A 14,350-nucleotide genomic window follows, 5' to 3' on the forward strand; every position below is an offset into this window, starting at 1 on the left:
TGTAATGTAGCGAAGACGAACAAGTTCAGCTTCACATAATCTGTTATTGCGCGTCTGCAACTATATGCATATGAAATATATTAACAAATATAAAAACATTCTTTTGTCCGTATTAACGGGTTTATTGGCGGTGGCTGCGTTTCCGAAAATAGACCTGTTTTTTTTGGCTTGGATAGCGTTTGTTCCGCTTATTAGCGTTGCGTTAAATTCCGGTGTGAAAAAAAGTTTTTTTTACGGTTTTCTTTCCGGATTTATTTTTAACGCCGCGGGGCTTTACTGGCTTGTGCCGATGCTTGAATTTAATACGGGTTCTTACGTTCAGGCGTTTGTCGCCGCCGGCGCATTGTGGATTTATCTTGCGCTGTATTGGGCTGTTTGGGCGCTTTTAGTTAATGTGGCGCAAAAACACTCGCCTAAAAAATATTTCCAGTGGATTGCCGTGCTTGCGCCGCCTTTAATTTGGGTTTTGCTTGAATACGCCAGAACTTATTTCTTAACGGGCTTTCCGTGGATGCTTTTAGGATATTCGCAATATAAATTTACGGAAGCTATCCAAATTGCGGAATACGCGGGCGTTTACGGAGTTTCTTTTATTATTGTTCTTTGCAACTTTTTATTTTATTTTTGGGTATTTAAAAAAGAAAAAAAATATCTTTACGCGGCAATAGCCGTTTTGGCCGCGGTTTGCATTTTCGGCGCTTTTAAAGTTGATAAATTTAAATACTACGGCGACAAAATTTTTAGAGCAGTTGTTATTCAGCCAAATATTGACCAGTATAAAAAATGGGACGAAAGTTACAAAAAAGAAATTCTTTCGGACTTGAAAAAATTTTCACAGGAAGCCGCAAGTTTTCACGCGGATTTAATTGTATGGCCGGAAACGGTTCTTCCGGCTTTTGACAAAGAATCTTTGGACGCCGTTGAAGCTTCCCAAAATTCAGGCGGGCTCAATATTTTAAGCGCGGTTTACTTGGAACCGCGCGGCATGTTAAGCTCATGGCTTGACGCTTATAACGTTGTTTTTGTAACCGATAAAAATAAAGCAATTCTTGAAATGCACAAAAAAAATCACCTTGTGCCGTTTGGAGAATTTATTCCGTTTAGAAAACAGCTGTCAAAGTTTTTCGGAGTGTTAAATTCCTTCGGCGATATTTCGCGCGGAACGGACGCAGCTGTATTTACCGACGGGGAACTTGCCGCGGGCGCTTTGATATGTTCGGAAAATTTCTTTCCCGATATTGCGGCAAAACTTGTGTTAAACGGCGCGCGCGTTTTAACAAACCACACAAACGACGCGTGGTTTTTTGATACCGCTGCCCCGCACCAGCATTTTATTATGAACGTTTTTAGAGCGGTTGAAACGCGTAAAACCGTCATTGTTTGCGCAAATTCCGGAGTGTCCGCAATTGTGGAAGCGTCGGGAAAAGTAACTAAAAAAACTCCTGTTTCAAAATCTTTAATATTTTCGGAAGAGTTTTTACAAAACGGATACAAATCTTTCTACACCCGCCGCGGCGATGCGTTTGTGTTTTTCTGCGGCTTGCTTTTTTTAGCGATAATTATTTTTGAAGGAGCGCATAAATGCTTGAAAAACAAAAAGAGAGAATAATTATTTTGAGGGGGTCTCTTTGATATAGACTCAATTTTAAAAAAAATCAAAGAACTTGAAACGGAAATTTCAAGTGCCGATTTTTGGAACAATCAAAACAACGCAAAAAAAATAATGTCGGAGCTTGACGGATTAAAAAGCTCTTACAATCTTTGGCAAAGTTTGCAGGCGCAGGTTGAAAGTTTGATAGAGCTTAAAGAGCTTGCCGAAGCCGCAAACGACGAAACTTTGCTTAAAGAAATTGAAGAAGGTTCAAAGAAACTTGAAAAAGAGCTTGCCGCTTTTGAAACTAAAACAAAACTCGGCGGCATTCACGATAAAAATAACGCAATAGTCGCAATACACGCCGGAGCCGGCGGAACCGAAAGCTGCGACTGGGCGCAGATGCTTGTGCGCATGTATTCCCGCTGGGCGGAAGATAAAGGTTTTGAAACGGAAGTTGTGGACAGTCTTGACGGCGACGAAGCCGGAATAAAAAGTTTAACAATGATAATAAAAGGCGAATACGCATACGGGTTTTTGCAGTCGGAAATAGGCGTTCACCGTTTGGTTAGAATTTCTCCTTTTGACTCAAATAAAAGAAGACACACGTCTTTTGCGTCGGTGGACGTTATTCCTGAAGTTGAAGATACTATAAATATAATTGTTGAAGAAAAAGATATTAGAATTGACACTTACCGCGCGTCGGGAGCGGGCGGTCAGCACATAAACAAAACGGATTCCGCCGTGCGCATTACGCATATTCCGACCGGCATAATAGTTCAGTCGCAAAACGACCGTTCGCAAATAAAAAACAGAGCTACGGCTATGAAACTTCTTAAAGCCAAACTCTACGAATTTGAACGCGAAAAACAGCGCGCTTCTTTTGAAAAACACTACAGCGAAAAAGGCGCCATAGAGTGGGGCAGCCAAATACGCTCTTACGTTTTCATGCCCTACCAGCTTGTAAAAGACGCCCGCACAGGTTACGAAACCTCGCAAGTAGCCTCAGTTATGGACGGCGACATAGACGGCTTCATAAGCGCATACTTAAACTACAAAGTGAAAAGTGACACGAAGTGTCATCCCGGAATGTCTTAATCCGGGATCCACGTTTGCTAAATATTATACGTGTTCATTATGTAACGGTGAAGTGAAAAGTGGAATTAACAACGCTGCTCCTTGGGGGATTTCACACTTCGTGTCACTTTTCGCTTTGTCTTTTCTTGACTTTGCCTGTAGTTTTTTATATCATTTACGCCAATAGGATTTACCAAATAGATATAATCTTATCAATAAAATCAAACACAGGAGGCAGTAATTATGGCAGTTAAAGTTGCTATTAATGGTTTCGGACGTATCGGAAGACTTGCATTTAGACAGATGTTCGGCGCGAAAGGTTATGATGTTGTAGCTATCAACGATTTGACCAACCCTAAAATGTTGGCTCACTTGTTGAAGTATGATACGGCTCAGGGCACTTACGCTTTGGCAGACAAAGTTCAGTCTACCGAAAACTCAATTATAGTTGACGGCAAAGAAATTAAAATTTACGCAGAAAAAGACGCAAAAAATCTTCCTTGGGGAAAAATCGGCGTTGACGTAGTTCTTGAATGCACCGGTTTTTACACATCAAAAGCAAAAGCTCAGGCTCACATAGACGCAGGCGCAAAGAAAGTTGTTATTTCAGCTCCCGCGGGCGACGATCTTCCTACAATTGTGTTTAACGTAAACCACAAAATTTTGACGGCAAAAGACAACATAATATCTGCGGCTTCTTGCACAACAAATTGCTTGGCTCCTATGGCAAAAGCGCTTAACGATTTTGCTCCTATACAGAGCGGTATTATGACAACTGTTCACGCTTACACAGGCGACCAGATGACTCTTGACGGTCCTCACCCGAAAGGCGATTTGAGAAGAGCAAGAGCGGCGGCGGCAAACATAGTTCCTAATTCAACCGGAGCTGCAAAAGCTATCGGTCTTGTTATTCCTGAACTTAACAAAAAACTTATCGGTTCAGCTCAGAGAGTTCCTGTTGTAACAGGTTCAAGCACCATTTTGGTTGCGGTTGTAAAAGGTAAAGATTTAACAAAAGAAGCAATCAACGCGGCAGTTAAAAAGACTGCTGACGAATCTTTCGGATATACCGAAGAAGAATTGGTTTCTTCCGACGTTATCGGAATTAAATTCGGTTCATTGTTTGACGCAACTCAGACAAGCGTAATAAAAATTAACGACGATACCTATCAGGTTCAGGTTGTTTCATGGTACGACAATGAAAACAGCTACACAAGCCAGATGGTAAGAACAATAAAATTCTTCGCAGAATTGGCATAATTGCCGCTTTGCGCAAATGCGGTCGTGTCGTAAGGGCAAATGCCCGAAGACGCATTGGCATCAATACTTCATATTGAGTAAAGCTGTTCAAGTAAAAACGGTTTGCCATTGCGAGGAGCGAAGCGACGTGGCAATCCGGAAATTCTAAAAATCAAATGTCGCTCCGAGTGTAATTTCGGAGCGACATTTTTTTATTTTATCGGGAGGTTTTAAATGAAAAAAACTTTAAAAGACATTGACGTAAAAGGTAAAAAAGTTATAGTTCGCGTAGATTACAATGTGCCTCTTGACGCGGGTTTAAATATTACCAACGACAAAAGAATAGTTGCAACTTTGCCTACAATAAATTATTTGTTGCAACAAAATGCGGCGGTAATTCTTATTGCCCATCTTGGACGTCCGAAAGGAAAAGCCGTTGATTCAATGAGCTTAAAACCGGTAGCTCCGAAACTTGCCGAGCTTCTCGGAAAACCCGTAAAATTTGTAGGTAAAGATGTAATAAGCGCAGAAGCTAAAAAAGCCGCCGCAGATTTAAAGTCCGGCGAAATTTTGCTGCTTGAAAATTTAAGATTTCACCCCGAAGAAGAAGGCAAAAACGCGGCGGGCGAAAAAGATAAAGCCGCTCTTGACGCTTTTGCAAAAGAACTCGCGTCTCTTGGCGAAGTTTTTGTTCAAGACGCTTTCGGTACCGTGCACAGAGCTCATGCTTCCACCGCGGGAATTGTTAAATACGTTAAAGACGCGGCCGCGGGTTTCCTTGTAGAAAAAGAATTAAAATTTTTGGGCGAAGCTTTGGACAAACCGGTTAAGCCTTTTGTGGCAATTTTGGGCGGAGCAAAAGTAAGCGATAAAATTAACGTTATTGAAAATTTATTAAATAAAGTGGACGCAATTATTATCGGCGGCGCAATGGCTTACACGTTTTTAAAATCGCAAGGCATCGGCACGGGCACTTCTCTTGTTGAAGACGATAAATTAGACCTTGCAAAAGAATTGCTTAAAAAAGCGGCGGATAAAAAAGTTAACTTTTTGCTTCCCGTTGACCACGTTGTTGCGGATAAAGTTGATTTCGTAAATAAAGCCGTTCCCGCCGGAGCAAAAGTTGAAATTACCTCCGATGCGTCTATACCCGCAGGTTTTATGGGGGTTGACGCCGGTCCTAAATCCATAGAAAAATTCGGCGAAGTCGTTAAGTCTGCAAAAACAATAGTTTGGAACGGACCTTTGGGAATTTTTGAAATTCCGGAATTTGCAAAAGGCACCGTAGAAATTGCAAAACTTGCGGCCGAAGCCACCGACAAAGGCGCAATTTCCGTCGTAGGCGGAGGCGATTCCGTATCTGCCGTAAAAAAAGCCGGCGTAGATAAAAGAATCACTCACATTTCAACCGGCGGCGGCGCAAGTTTAGAATTCTTAGAAGGAAAAGAACTTCCCGGAATAGCGGCGTTGCCTGAAAAATAATAATAATCCGGCGGAGTTTAATTTTAAACTCCGCCGGTTTGATTTTAAATCTAATTTTTAGTATAATTTTTCGCATATGAATATTCTATATACTTTTGTTGAAATCGTTCACTACATAGTTTGTATAAGCCTTATTTTAATTGTTCTTTTCCAAGCGGGAAAGAGCGGCGGAATGGCAGGCATTTTCGGCGGCGGCAGTTCGGATCAAATATTTAACGCTCCGTCCGGAATGGCGTTTATTAAAAAAGTTACCGTAGTTATGGCTTGCGTTTTTGTTGTTACCTCAATAACGTTAACAAAGCTTTCTACGGACAACAGCTTCAAATCGGTTATAGGCAGTTCCCCTGTAGCAGCGGCGCCTTCGCAGCCTCAGTAACTATTTGTTTAATGTTCTTTATAAATTTTTGCGGGTGTAGTTCAGCGGTAGAACGTCTCGTTGCCAACGAGAAGGTCGTGGGTTCAAGTCCCATCGCCCGCTTTTTTTGCTTCGTCTTTTGAGTTTATACTGCGTTGCGCTCATCCTCACGTGCCTTTGCACGCTTCGTCGGAGCGCGCTTTGTTTAAACTCAAAATACTTCGCAAAAATTTGATTATTGTAATTAAGTAGTTAAAAGCTGGGGTGGCGGAACTGGCATACGCGCACGTTTGAGGGGCGTGTCCTTAACCGGATGCGGGTTCAAATCCCGCCCTCAGCATAATAATTAACAAAAAAGTTGTTTATATAGAAAAAGGTTTGTTTGTAGCGCCATTGTCATTGTTTGTCAAAAAATATGATAACATCTTTTGTTAGATTACCATTTTTTACTACAAACACAACTGAGAAAATCAGGACGTCTTTCGCTTTCAAAAAGACAGACAGACAGACAGACAGACAGACAGACAGACAGACAGACAGACAGACAGACAGACAGACAGACAACCACTACCTGCAATAAACAGATACAGGTTACAAACAATATATTATTTTTCTTAATCACATCTCTTTTTAATTTAGAGATGTGATTTTTTTTATTTTTATAATTGAGGGATAAATGAAAAAAATCATTACGCGGTTAAACGGTTTTATTTTTGCGTTGGCGTTAATTTGCGCATTATTAACTGTTGTTTGCAAACTTTCGTTTGCGGGCATAGCAGAGAAAGCGCAGGAAAGTAAGCTTCAGTCTGTAAAGATTGCGCAGTTGTCGTCGGGCAAGCCTCATATTAAACCATTTAACGCCGGACTTATGCATTTTGATACCCGCAAATATAACATATCGCCGCAAACGCAGGCAGAGTTAAAAATTCTTGTTAAAGAAATAAATCAGTTTGAGTATGATGAAATTATAGTTGAAGGTCATACGGATTTTGAAGGAAGCGGTTCCGGTAATATTGAGCTTTCTAAAAACCGCGCAAAAGCCGTTTACGGTGAGCTTTTGAAACTTGGCGTTCCGCCGGCAAAAATAAAATATTACGGTTCGTCGTCATATAAACCTAAAGCGGAAAATTATACAACTCAAGGAAAAGCCGCAAACCGCAGAGTTGAGATATTTGTAAAATAAAAAATTCATATAATTTTTATCGGAGAGAAACCCAAATGCCAGAACAAGAAAAAAACACGTCGCAAAATATAAATCAGGAAAAAACGGCGCAAGACGCGCCCAAACATATGGGCGTAGCAGGGCAAAACGTATTTTTTGCGCCGCCGCAAATAGTTACGGCGTCAGCCGTACCGCAAGGGGCGGACGCGCCAAATGTTGCGCTGAAAGATCCGTTTTTTGCGCCGCCGCCGGCAGTTCCAACGCAAGAAGGACCGCTTGGAATAAAGTTTGACTTTAACGACGGCTGCCGAGTACTTTTACCCAAAGGGCAGTGGCACGTGCAAATAGAAGACGCCGAATCGGGCAATATAATTTTCATATGCGATGTTGACGAAGGGTGGGTTGTAAGCACAAAAAAATATTATATTCCGTTTGTAATAAAAGTATGGAAACGAGGCGAGCCCAACCCTGTGTTTATGCACGAATTAAATTTAACGGGCAAAGAAGTTGTATTAAAGTTTCCGGTGGGCACAGTGGGCGATACGGTCGGCTGGCTGCCATACGCGGAAAAGTTTTACTTAAAACACAAATGCGCAACAGAACTTACAATGGGCAAAGATATGGTAGATATATTTGCGGCGCAGTATCCCAACATACAGTTTAGCGCAATGCCCGGAAAAGTCCGTTACGAAAAACCGTATGCCACATATAAAATGGGATTGTTTTTCAGAGGGGATAAAAATAACCAGCCGATAGATTTCAGACAAGTGGGTTTGCACAGAACGGCAGGATATATATTGGGAGTAGATCCAACGGAAGAGCCGCCGAAAGTGAATTTGAGTTACGAAAGAAAAATAAAAGAGCCGTATGTTGTAATAGCCACAAAAGCGTCAAGCTTGCCGAAAATGTGGAACAACGGGCACGGGTGGGACATAGTCTGCAAGTATTTGAAGTTTTTAGGATACAGGGTTTTAGCAATAGACAGGGAGTATATTTTCGGACAGAACTTCACATATCAGCAAGTTCCAAGGGACGCGGAAGATTTTACGGGCAACAAGCCGCTTGCGGAAAGAATAGAGTTATTGCAGCACGCGGATTTTTTTGTTGGATTGTCGTCGGGTTTAAGCTGGCTGGCGTGGGCAAGCAAAATTCCGGTAGTAATGATAAGCGGTTTTACGCTGCCGATATGCGAGTGGAATAACCCGTACAGAGTATTTAACAGCCACGGCTGCAACGGTTGCTGGGACGACGTGAATGAGAATTTTGATCACAAAGATTTTTTCTGGTGCCCCAAACACAAAGGAACAGACAGACAATTTGAGTGCACGCGCTTAATAACAGGAAAACAAGTAGTAGGGCATATAGACAGATTGATGAAAGATAAAAACATAGCAGCGCCAAAAGACAGAAAGTAAAGGCAACCCCTAACCCCTTGCGGGAGAGGGACTTGCAAAGCAAGAGGGAAGTTAATTCCCCTTTTATAAAAAAGGGGTGTCAGGCAAAGCCTGACGGGGTATTTGCCGTTTAGGCTGTTGCCTCTGGTTGCGAAAAAGAAGGGAAGCACAGAAAGCGAATTGTTTCAAGATTTGTCGTTGCAGTAAAAATTTGAAAATAAAAAGCAGCCTCTGAAACAAGGGGCATTGCCCCAAGTTCAGGGTGGCAATAATTAATATAAAAATAAATGGCATGCGGTTATAGTTTGTTTGCAACAGTAACATAAAAAAATATAAGTTGAATTCATAGCGCCACGTGCGCAAGGAGCAACACAATGAGTATAAAAAAAGAGAAATTATTTGGGACTAAACAGCCTCAAGAATTTTCGCCTTTAGAAAACTATCCGGTATCATCGTCCGCCTATTTGGCGTCCGACGAATATGTATCTTCGTCGTTTAGCTCGGCGTGCAGAGGACCGGTTATTACCAGATTTTTTAACGGCGGCAAAAAGATTGTGCAAACCGTAGCTCTTACGGCAATGCTCGCCCAAAATTTTGCCCCTTACGCCCACGGCGCTTTCACTTCAAATGTAAATAGCGGCGATGTTGTATCAGGAGAAGCAGTATTAAGCGGTACCCAAAACGTTTATAACGGCGGAGTAACGGTTGATATTTTAATTAAAAATTACGGCAATCAGTATGTTTACTCCGGTGGAATCGCTTCTAACACATATGTGGGCAGCACCGGAACTCAATACGTTTCCGGCGGCACGACGCTTAACATAATAGCATTGAACTATGCTCTGTTATATTTACAGTCCGGCGGATACGCTTCGGGCGTAAGTTTTAAGAATGGCGGCGCTATGTATATCTCGTCGGCAAGCGCTGACAACACTTCTTTTGTAAGCGGCGTGCAGTATGTTTCTTCCGGAGGTGTAGCAAGCAACAACACGTTTGACGTTTACGGTTCTCAAGGCGTTGACGGCGGCAGCGCATATAATAATAGTTTTTATAACTCTTATATCAATCAAAGCGTATATTCCGGTATTGCTTCGGGAAATTATTTTTTCTATTCAAGAGAGAACGGCGGACAAGGGCAAACTGTGCAATACGCTTCTGTGCTCAATAATTCTTTTTACGGGCAATACGCTTCGCAGTCTATCTATTCCAGCGGTTATGCTTCAGGCAACTATTATACAAATTTTGGATATCAACAAGTTTCCAACTATGCAAGCGCGTTAGATACTTATTTCGGCGCTTCTGCAACCCAAACTCTTTACTCTTCCGCATACGCTTCTAAAACTGTTTTCAACGCGGGAGGGTATCAAAATGTGTCCGCATATGCTTCGGCGGTTGACAATGTTTTGCAAGGCGGTATGTATTCAAGCGCTTACTATCAAAGTTATGTAAGCGCGTATCAAAGCGTATATTCCGGCGGGCAAGTTTACAGCACGGTTCTTAATGCCGGCGCGTATAGTTATCTTGCAAGCTTTGCGTTTGCGCAGTCAACTACAATAAACGCAAGCGCAAGCCAGTATGTGGCAAGTTATGCGTCTTCTTTCGATACAATTATTAGCGGACAAAGCGCCGGCCAAACTTTGGCAAACTATGCTGTGGCGTCTAATACTTTAATTAATGATTTAGCCTTGCAAGTTGTCAGTTCCGCCGCAAGCGCCTATTCAACTACAATAAACAGCGGAGGAATGCTTGCTGTCTTGTCTGGCGCAAGAGCTTATAATGTAAACCAATCCTCAGGAGGTTTAATAAGCACAATAGTTGACAGATACGGATATGGCACTTATATTTCAGGAAGTAACGCTTCCGGAGTTTTTTGGCTTTCGGGAAGTTCGACGTATAATTTTGATCTTTACGGAGGCGTATATACTTCGGTATCCTCCGGTTCCGTATATTCATATATAAAACAAGGGCAGCTTACCGTATTATCCGGCGGTACGGCTAACAGCACTACAGTTAATAATTTTGGAGGGTTGTATGTTTACTCGTCAGGGTCGGCTATAAATACCGTGCAAAATTCCGGCGGGAATATTTATGTAAGCGTTCAGGCAGGACTGGCGGATTATGTTTCCGGAGTGAATGCTTCCGGACAAGCTTTCTGGCTTTCAGGCGGCACGGCAAGCAACTTTATACTTTATTCCGGCGGAAGTCAGTATGTGGGGCGTTACGGTTCTACCGTAAACGCAACGATAAACAGCGGCGGACTTTTATATGTGGCTCCTGACGGTTCGGCAATAGGCGTAACGCAATCTTCCGGCGGGGATTTAATTTTTACATTGAGCAACAATAATTCAAATTATATTTCAGGAACAAATCAAGACGGCGCAACAATGTATTTGTCGGGAAGTTCGGCGTCAGGTTTTATATTTAACTCCGGCGGCTTTGCAGCCGTGAACACGGGCGGAACGATTACCGATACAACAGTAAATTCCGGCGGCAGGCTTGATGTTTCCGGCGGCACTTCTCTTGTTACGGCATCTAATATAATTCAAAGTTCCGGCGGTAATATTAATGTAAACATTGTGTCTAACAACGGATATAATTCTCTGTTTGTTTCCGGCTCAAATGACAACGGAACGTTTTACGCTTCCGACGGTTATGCGTCCGGTTTTGTATTGTATAGCGGCGGCTTTTTAGGAGTTTCTTCCGGCGGTATTATGGAGAACACAATACTTAGCGGCGGCTCTATTGCTCTTTCCGGCGGTTCGCTTTTAAATGTAAGCCAGTTAGCCGGCAATATCAGCGTTTATTTCTCAAGCGGCGACAGTTCAACTTATATTTCCGGAGTAAATCAGTATGGCAATTTATTGTATTACTCCGGCGGCACGGGCAGCGGTTTTACGTTTAACTCGGGTATTTGGATGTACGCATCGGGTAGCGGAGTTTCTCTTTATGACGTTACCGTTAACTCTTCGGCATATTTCAGCGCCTATTCGGGCGCGTCGGTTGTAGGCATTAAAGTTAACTCCGGCGGAAATTTTATGGTTTCTGAAGTTGTCGGTTATGACAGCTCTACATATGTTTCCGGCGAAAATCAGTTTGGCAGCAAACTGTATTATGCAAGCGGAGTAGGCAGCGGGTTTGTGCTTAGCGCAGGTAACAGTTTATATGTTTCTTCCGGCGGGAAAATTTATGATACTTTAATTGAAGGCAAATATGACAGCGATTACGGATATATTTCATCAGCATATGTTTCAATGTATAGCGGCAGCGCAATAAATACGGTAATTAACGCCTATGCCTCAATGGGATTTTACAGCGCATATTTATCTAATACAATAGTTAATTCCGGCGGAGTAATTTCCGGCGGAACCGCTAATTTGTATAACACAAAAATTAACGGCGGATACGTTTCAGTGGGTTCCGCAAATATGAAAAACACCGAAGTTAACGGCGGATGGTTTTATGTTAGCAGCGGAAATTATTACGATACTGTTCTTAACGGAAGTTCTTTGTTAAGCTATTATTCCGCAAATGTAATAGACTTGCAGGTAAATTCCGGAGCGCTTGTCATAGGCGGGTCGGGAAATGTTGTAAACGCTCAGATAAATTCCGGCGGTTCTGTTGAGGCTAGCGCCGGAACCTACACCGGAACTAAAATTGCATACGGCGGATACCAATATTTAAACTATGCAATTGTTGATTTTTCGGGAACGGTTAACGGAATTCAGCTTTTAAATTCTGCCACAATAGGAATAAGTACAACGGTTAACTCCGGCGGTTCTCAAATTTTAAATTACTCCGCCAGCGCAATAGACGTTACTCTTAACGGCGGATATCAGTATGTAGGCGGTGGGGCTACAGCGGCAAATGCTACAGTCAATTCCGGCGGCGTGCAATATGTAGAAGTAGAAGGCACAGCAATGCGTACAACCGTAAATGCCGGAGGAGTTCAATCGGTTAATATATTTGCGACTGCGGAAGATACCACTGTTAACGCAGGCGGACGCATGCAAATTAAAAAAGGCAGTTTTATAACTGAAAAAACTAAAATTAACGCCGGCGGAACTCTTGACGGATATTCTTTTGACATAGAAGACGTAACTCTTAACGGCGGAAAATGGATTAACGCCGGACAAGCTACCGTTAGAGATTTAACCATAAACGGCGGCGTGTTGGATATGCGTAAACAATCTTTCGCGCCGGAATTTACAAATTTCAAAGTTGCCAATTTGTCTGCAAATAACGGCATAATAGACATGAGCGTTACTCTCAATTCCGACGGGTCTCCGGCGGATTTGCTTATTATTGACGATTCGTTTGCCGGCAAGGCTTTGATAAGAGTCCATAATACCGGCGGCGCAGGCGACGAAACTTTTGCCGACGGAATACAGCTTGTTGACGGCGGAGCAATATTAGCCGGCGACGGAACTTTCGGGCTTGTCGGCGGAAAATACGATGTCGGCGGATGGGAATATAAACTTTACAGAGGCGGGCTTGACGGAATTTCTAACCCTAACGCTTGGTTCCTTCGTTCCGGAGTTATGCCAAATTACACGGATATGTTTAGAACGATTGCCAACGTGCCTATTATAAACGTTGTGCTTGCAAAAACAGGAATGAACTCGCTTGAAAAACGTTTGGGAGATTTGCGCGCGGCAAATAACGGCGACAATACTCAAGGCGTATGGGTAAGAACGTACGGCAAACAAGCGCAGGTTAACGATTTAATAAAAACAGATTTAACGCTCTTTGGCGCGGAAGCGGGCTATGATTATCTTATATCTTCCGACGGGTTTAACAAATTATATTTAGGAGTTATGGCAGGCTACATGCTTGCCGACAGTATTAAAACAAAACAGGCAACCGGCTCTTACAGCAAGGGAAACGGAGAATCTCCAAGCGCCGGAGCTTATTTGTCTTACGTAGCCGGCAACGGCTGGTTTGTTGACGCAACGGCAAGAAATTTCTGGACAAAGCTGGATATGACAAATATCGCTTCAGACGGCACGGAGCTTATGTTTAAACCGGAAAGAAATATTTTTGCCGCAAGCGTTGAAGTAGGCAAAACGTTTACTTCCAAACTGTCCGACAATTCTTACTTAAGAATAGAGCCTAAAGCCGAACTTCAGTATTATAAAGCAAACGGCAATCAAACAGACGTTTCAAACGGCGTAGGCAGCATAGTTTACGACGATGCGGATTACTTCAACGGAAAACTTGCGCTACTTTTAGGGCTTACAAAAATTAAAACAAACGGACTTATTTTTGAACCGTATGTTGAAGTTGCTTATAACAACGAATTTGCCGGCAAGGGCGATATCAGTTACGGCGGCGCGGACTATAAGTCTGACTTGTCCGGCGGAAACTTTGAAGGTTCTTTGGGTTTAAACGTAAATCTTGCAAAAGGAACTTACATTTACGCGCAAGCAACTTATGAAAACGGACAAAAGGTAGATGCTATAGGCGCAAATTTGGGCATACGTTACGGCTTCGGCTCAACTGCTGCGGCAGAAAAACAACAGCCGGCAAAAAAAATTCAGACTGATGTTAATAATGTTAACGCGGCAGCCGTTGGCGTAGAAGAATCCGGAACCGAAAAAATAACGGCTGTTCAAAAAACCGTAAACTCTCAAGGCAAAACCTATTCAAGAGATTTCTATTTTGCCACTATAAACTTTGATCACGGCAAGTCCGACATCAATCATAAATCTGCGGACATTGTCAGATCTGCCGCTGAGAAAATAAGACAGTTGCAGTATAATTACGTTGTAATTGAAGGTCATACCGATTCAACCGGCGATTTTAAACATAAGCAGGAACTTTCAAGAACGCGCGCAAAAGCCGTTCGCGATATGTTAATAGGCGCGGGAATTCCGGTAGGTAAAATAGTAACTATCGGCTACGGCGACAGCCAGTTGAAAAACGTTGATTCTCAAGGCGAAGCGCAAAACAGAAAAGTTGATATTACAATAAGATAGCGGCAAGACGTTTCAAAGGTAGTAAAAAGCGGCGCGTGGCAATTGCTACGCGCCGCTTTTTTTGGTAAAATTAGC

At 42.6% G+C, this 14,350-nt stretch carries 9 protein-coding genes and 2 tRNA genes; all 11 read left to right on the forward strand.

Annotation, left to right across the window (positions count from 1 at the left end; translation table 11 throughout):
* Positions 1 to 70: 70 nt before the first annotated feature.
* The 11 genes from lnt to Epro_RS00550 all read left to right on the forward strand — a co-directional run bounded on the left by lnt (position 71) and on the right by Epro_RS00550 (position 14,275).
* Complete coding sequence (lnt, locus tag Epro_RS00505) at positions 71 to 1,609, forward strand: apolipoprotein N-acyltransferase (RefSeq protein ID WP_052569605.1); 1,539 nt, start codon at positions 71 to 73, stop codon at positions 1,607 to 1,609.
* Positions 1,582 to 2,689, forward strand: a protein-coding gene (gene prfB, locus Epro_RS00510; protein ID WP_420314972.1) for a peptide chain release factor 2 whose coding sequence is annotated in 2 segments (ribosomal slippage) — positions 1,582 to 1,620 and positions 1,622 to 2,689 — 1,107 coding nt in all. Because the reading frame shifts where the segments join, the coding sequence is not laid out codon by codon here. Before lnt ends, prfB begins: the two co-directional genes overlap by 28 nt.
* 222 nt (positions 2,690 to 2,911) lie before the next feature.
* Entirely contained in the window at positions 2,912 to 3,928 is a 1,017-nt protein-coding gene (gene gap, locus Epro_RS00515; RefSeq protein WP_052569608.1) for a type I glyceraldehyde-3-phosphate dehydrogenase, read from the forward strand.
* Positions 3,929 to 4,141: 213 nt separating this feature from the next.
* Entirely contained in the window at positions 4,142 to 5,389 is a 1,248-nt protein-coding gene (locus Epro_RS00520) for a phosphoglycerate kinase (protein ID WP_052569610.1), read from the forward strand.
* Between the two features lie 76 nt (positions 5,390 to 5,465).
* A complete protein-coding gene (secG, locus tag Epro_RS00525) occupies positions 5,466 to 5,765 on the forward strand; it encodes a preprotein translocase subunit SecG (protein WP_052569612.1) in 300 nt (99 codons plus the stop codon).
* A 30-nt stretch (positions 5,766 to 5,795) separates the two neighbouring features.
* A tRNA-Gly gene (locus Epro_RS00530) sits at positions 5,796 to 5,867 on the forward strand.
* A gap of 135 nt (positions 5,868 to 6,002) precedes the next feature.
* Positions 6,003 to 6,084, forward strand: a tRNA-Leu gene (locus tag Epro_RS00535).
* 75 nt (positions 6,085 to 6,159) lie between these two features.
* Entirely contained in the window at positions 6,160 to 6,324 is a 165-nt protein-coding gene (locus tag Epro_RS07030) for a hypothetical protein (RefSeq protein WP_162488592.1), read from the forward strand.
* A 96-nt stretch (positions 6,325 to 6,420) separates the two neighbouring features.
* On the forward strand, positions 6,421 to 6,927 hold the full coding sequence (locus Epro_RS00540) for an OmpA family protein (RefSeq protein WP_052569614.1): 507 nt from the start codon (positions 6,421 to 6,423) through the stop codon (positions 6,925 to 6,927).
* A gap of 35 nt (positions 6,928 to 6,962) precedes the next feature.
* Positions 6,963 to 8,321 (forward strand): autotransporter strand-loop-strand O-heptosyltransferase, encoded by a 1,359-nt coding sequence (locus tag Epro_RS00545; protein ID WP_202812878.1) that lies wholly within the window; start codon positions 6,963 to 6,965, stop codon positions 8,319 to 8,321.
* 353 nt (positions 8,322 to 8,674) lie between these two features.
* Entirely contained in the window at positions 8,675 to 14,275 is a 5,601-nt protein-coding gene (locus Epro_RS00550; RefSeq protein WP_052569615.1) for an autotransporter outer membrane beta-barrel domain-containing protein, read from the forward strand.
* Positions 14,276 to 14,350: the final 75 nt, after the last annotated feature.

It is taken from the genome of Endomicrobium proavitum (assembly GCF_001027545.1).
Classification (GTDB): domain Bacteria; phylum Elusimicrobiota; class Endomicrobiia; order Endomicrobiales; family Endomicrobiaceae; genus Endomicrobium; species Endomicrobium proavitum.

Bases quoted from the DNA above. Each gene is read 5' to 3' on its own strand.
- lnt (WP_052569605.1), top strand. From the start codon at position 71: ATGAAATATATTAACAAATATAAAAACATTCTTTTGTCCGTATTAACG.
- gap (WP_052569608.1), top strand. From the start codon at position 2,912: ATGGCAGTTAAAGTTGCTATTAATGGTTTCGGACGTATCGGAAGACTT.
- Epro_RS00520 (WP_052569610.1), top strand. From the start codon at position 4,142: ATGAAAAAAACTTTAAAAGACATTGACGTAAAAGGTAAAAAAGTTATA.
- secG (WP_052569612.1), top strand. From the start codon at position 5,466: ATGAATATTCTATATACTTTTGTTGAAATCGTTCACTACATAGTTTGT.
- Epro_RS07030 (WP_162488592.1), top strand. From the start codon at position 6,160: ATGATAACATCTTTTGTTAGATTACCATTTTTTACTACAAACACAACT.
- Epro_RS00540 (WP_052569614.1), top strand. From the start codon at position 6,421: ATGAAAAAAATCATTACGCGGTTAAACGGTTTTATTTTTGCGTTGGCG.
- Epro_RS00545 (WP_202812878.1), top strand. From the start codon at position 6,963: ATGCCAGAACAAGAAAAAAACACGTCGCAAAATATAAATCAGGAAAAA.
- Epro_RS00550 (WP_052569615.1), top strand. From the start codon at position 8,675: ATGAGTATAAAAAAAGAGAAATTATTTGGGACTAAACAGCCTCAAGAA.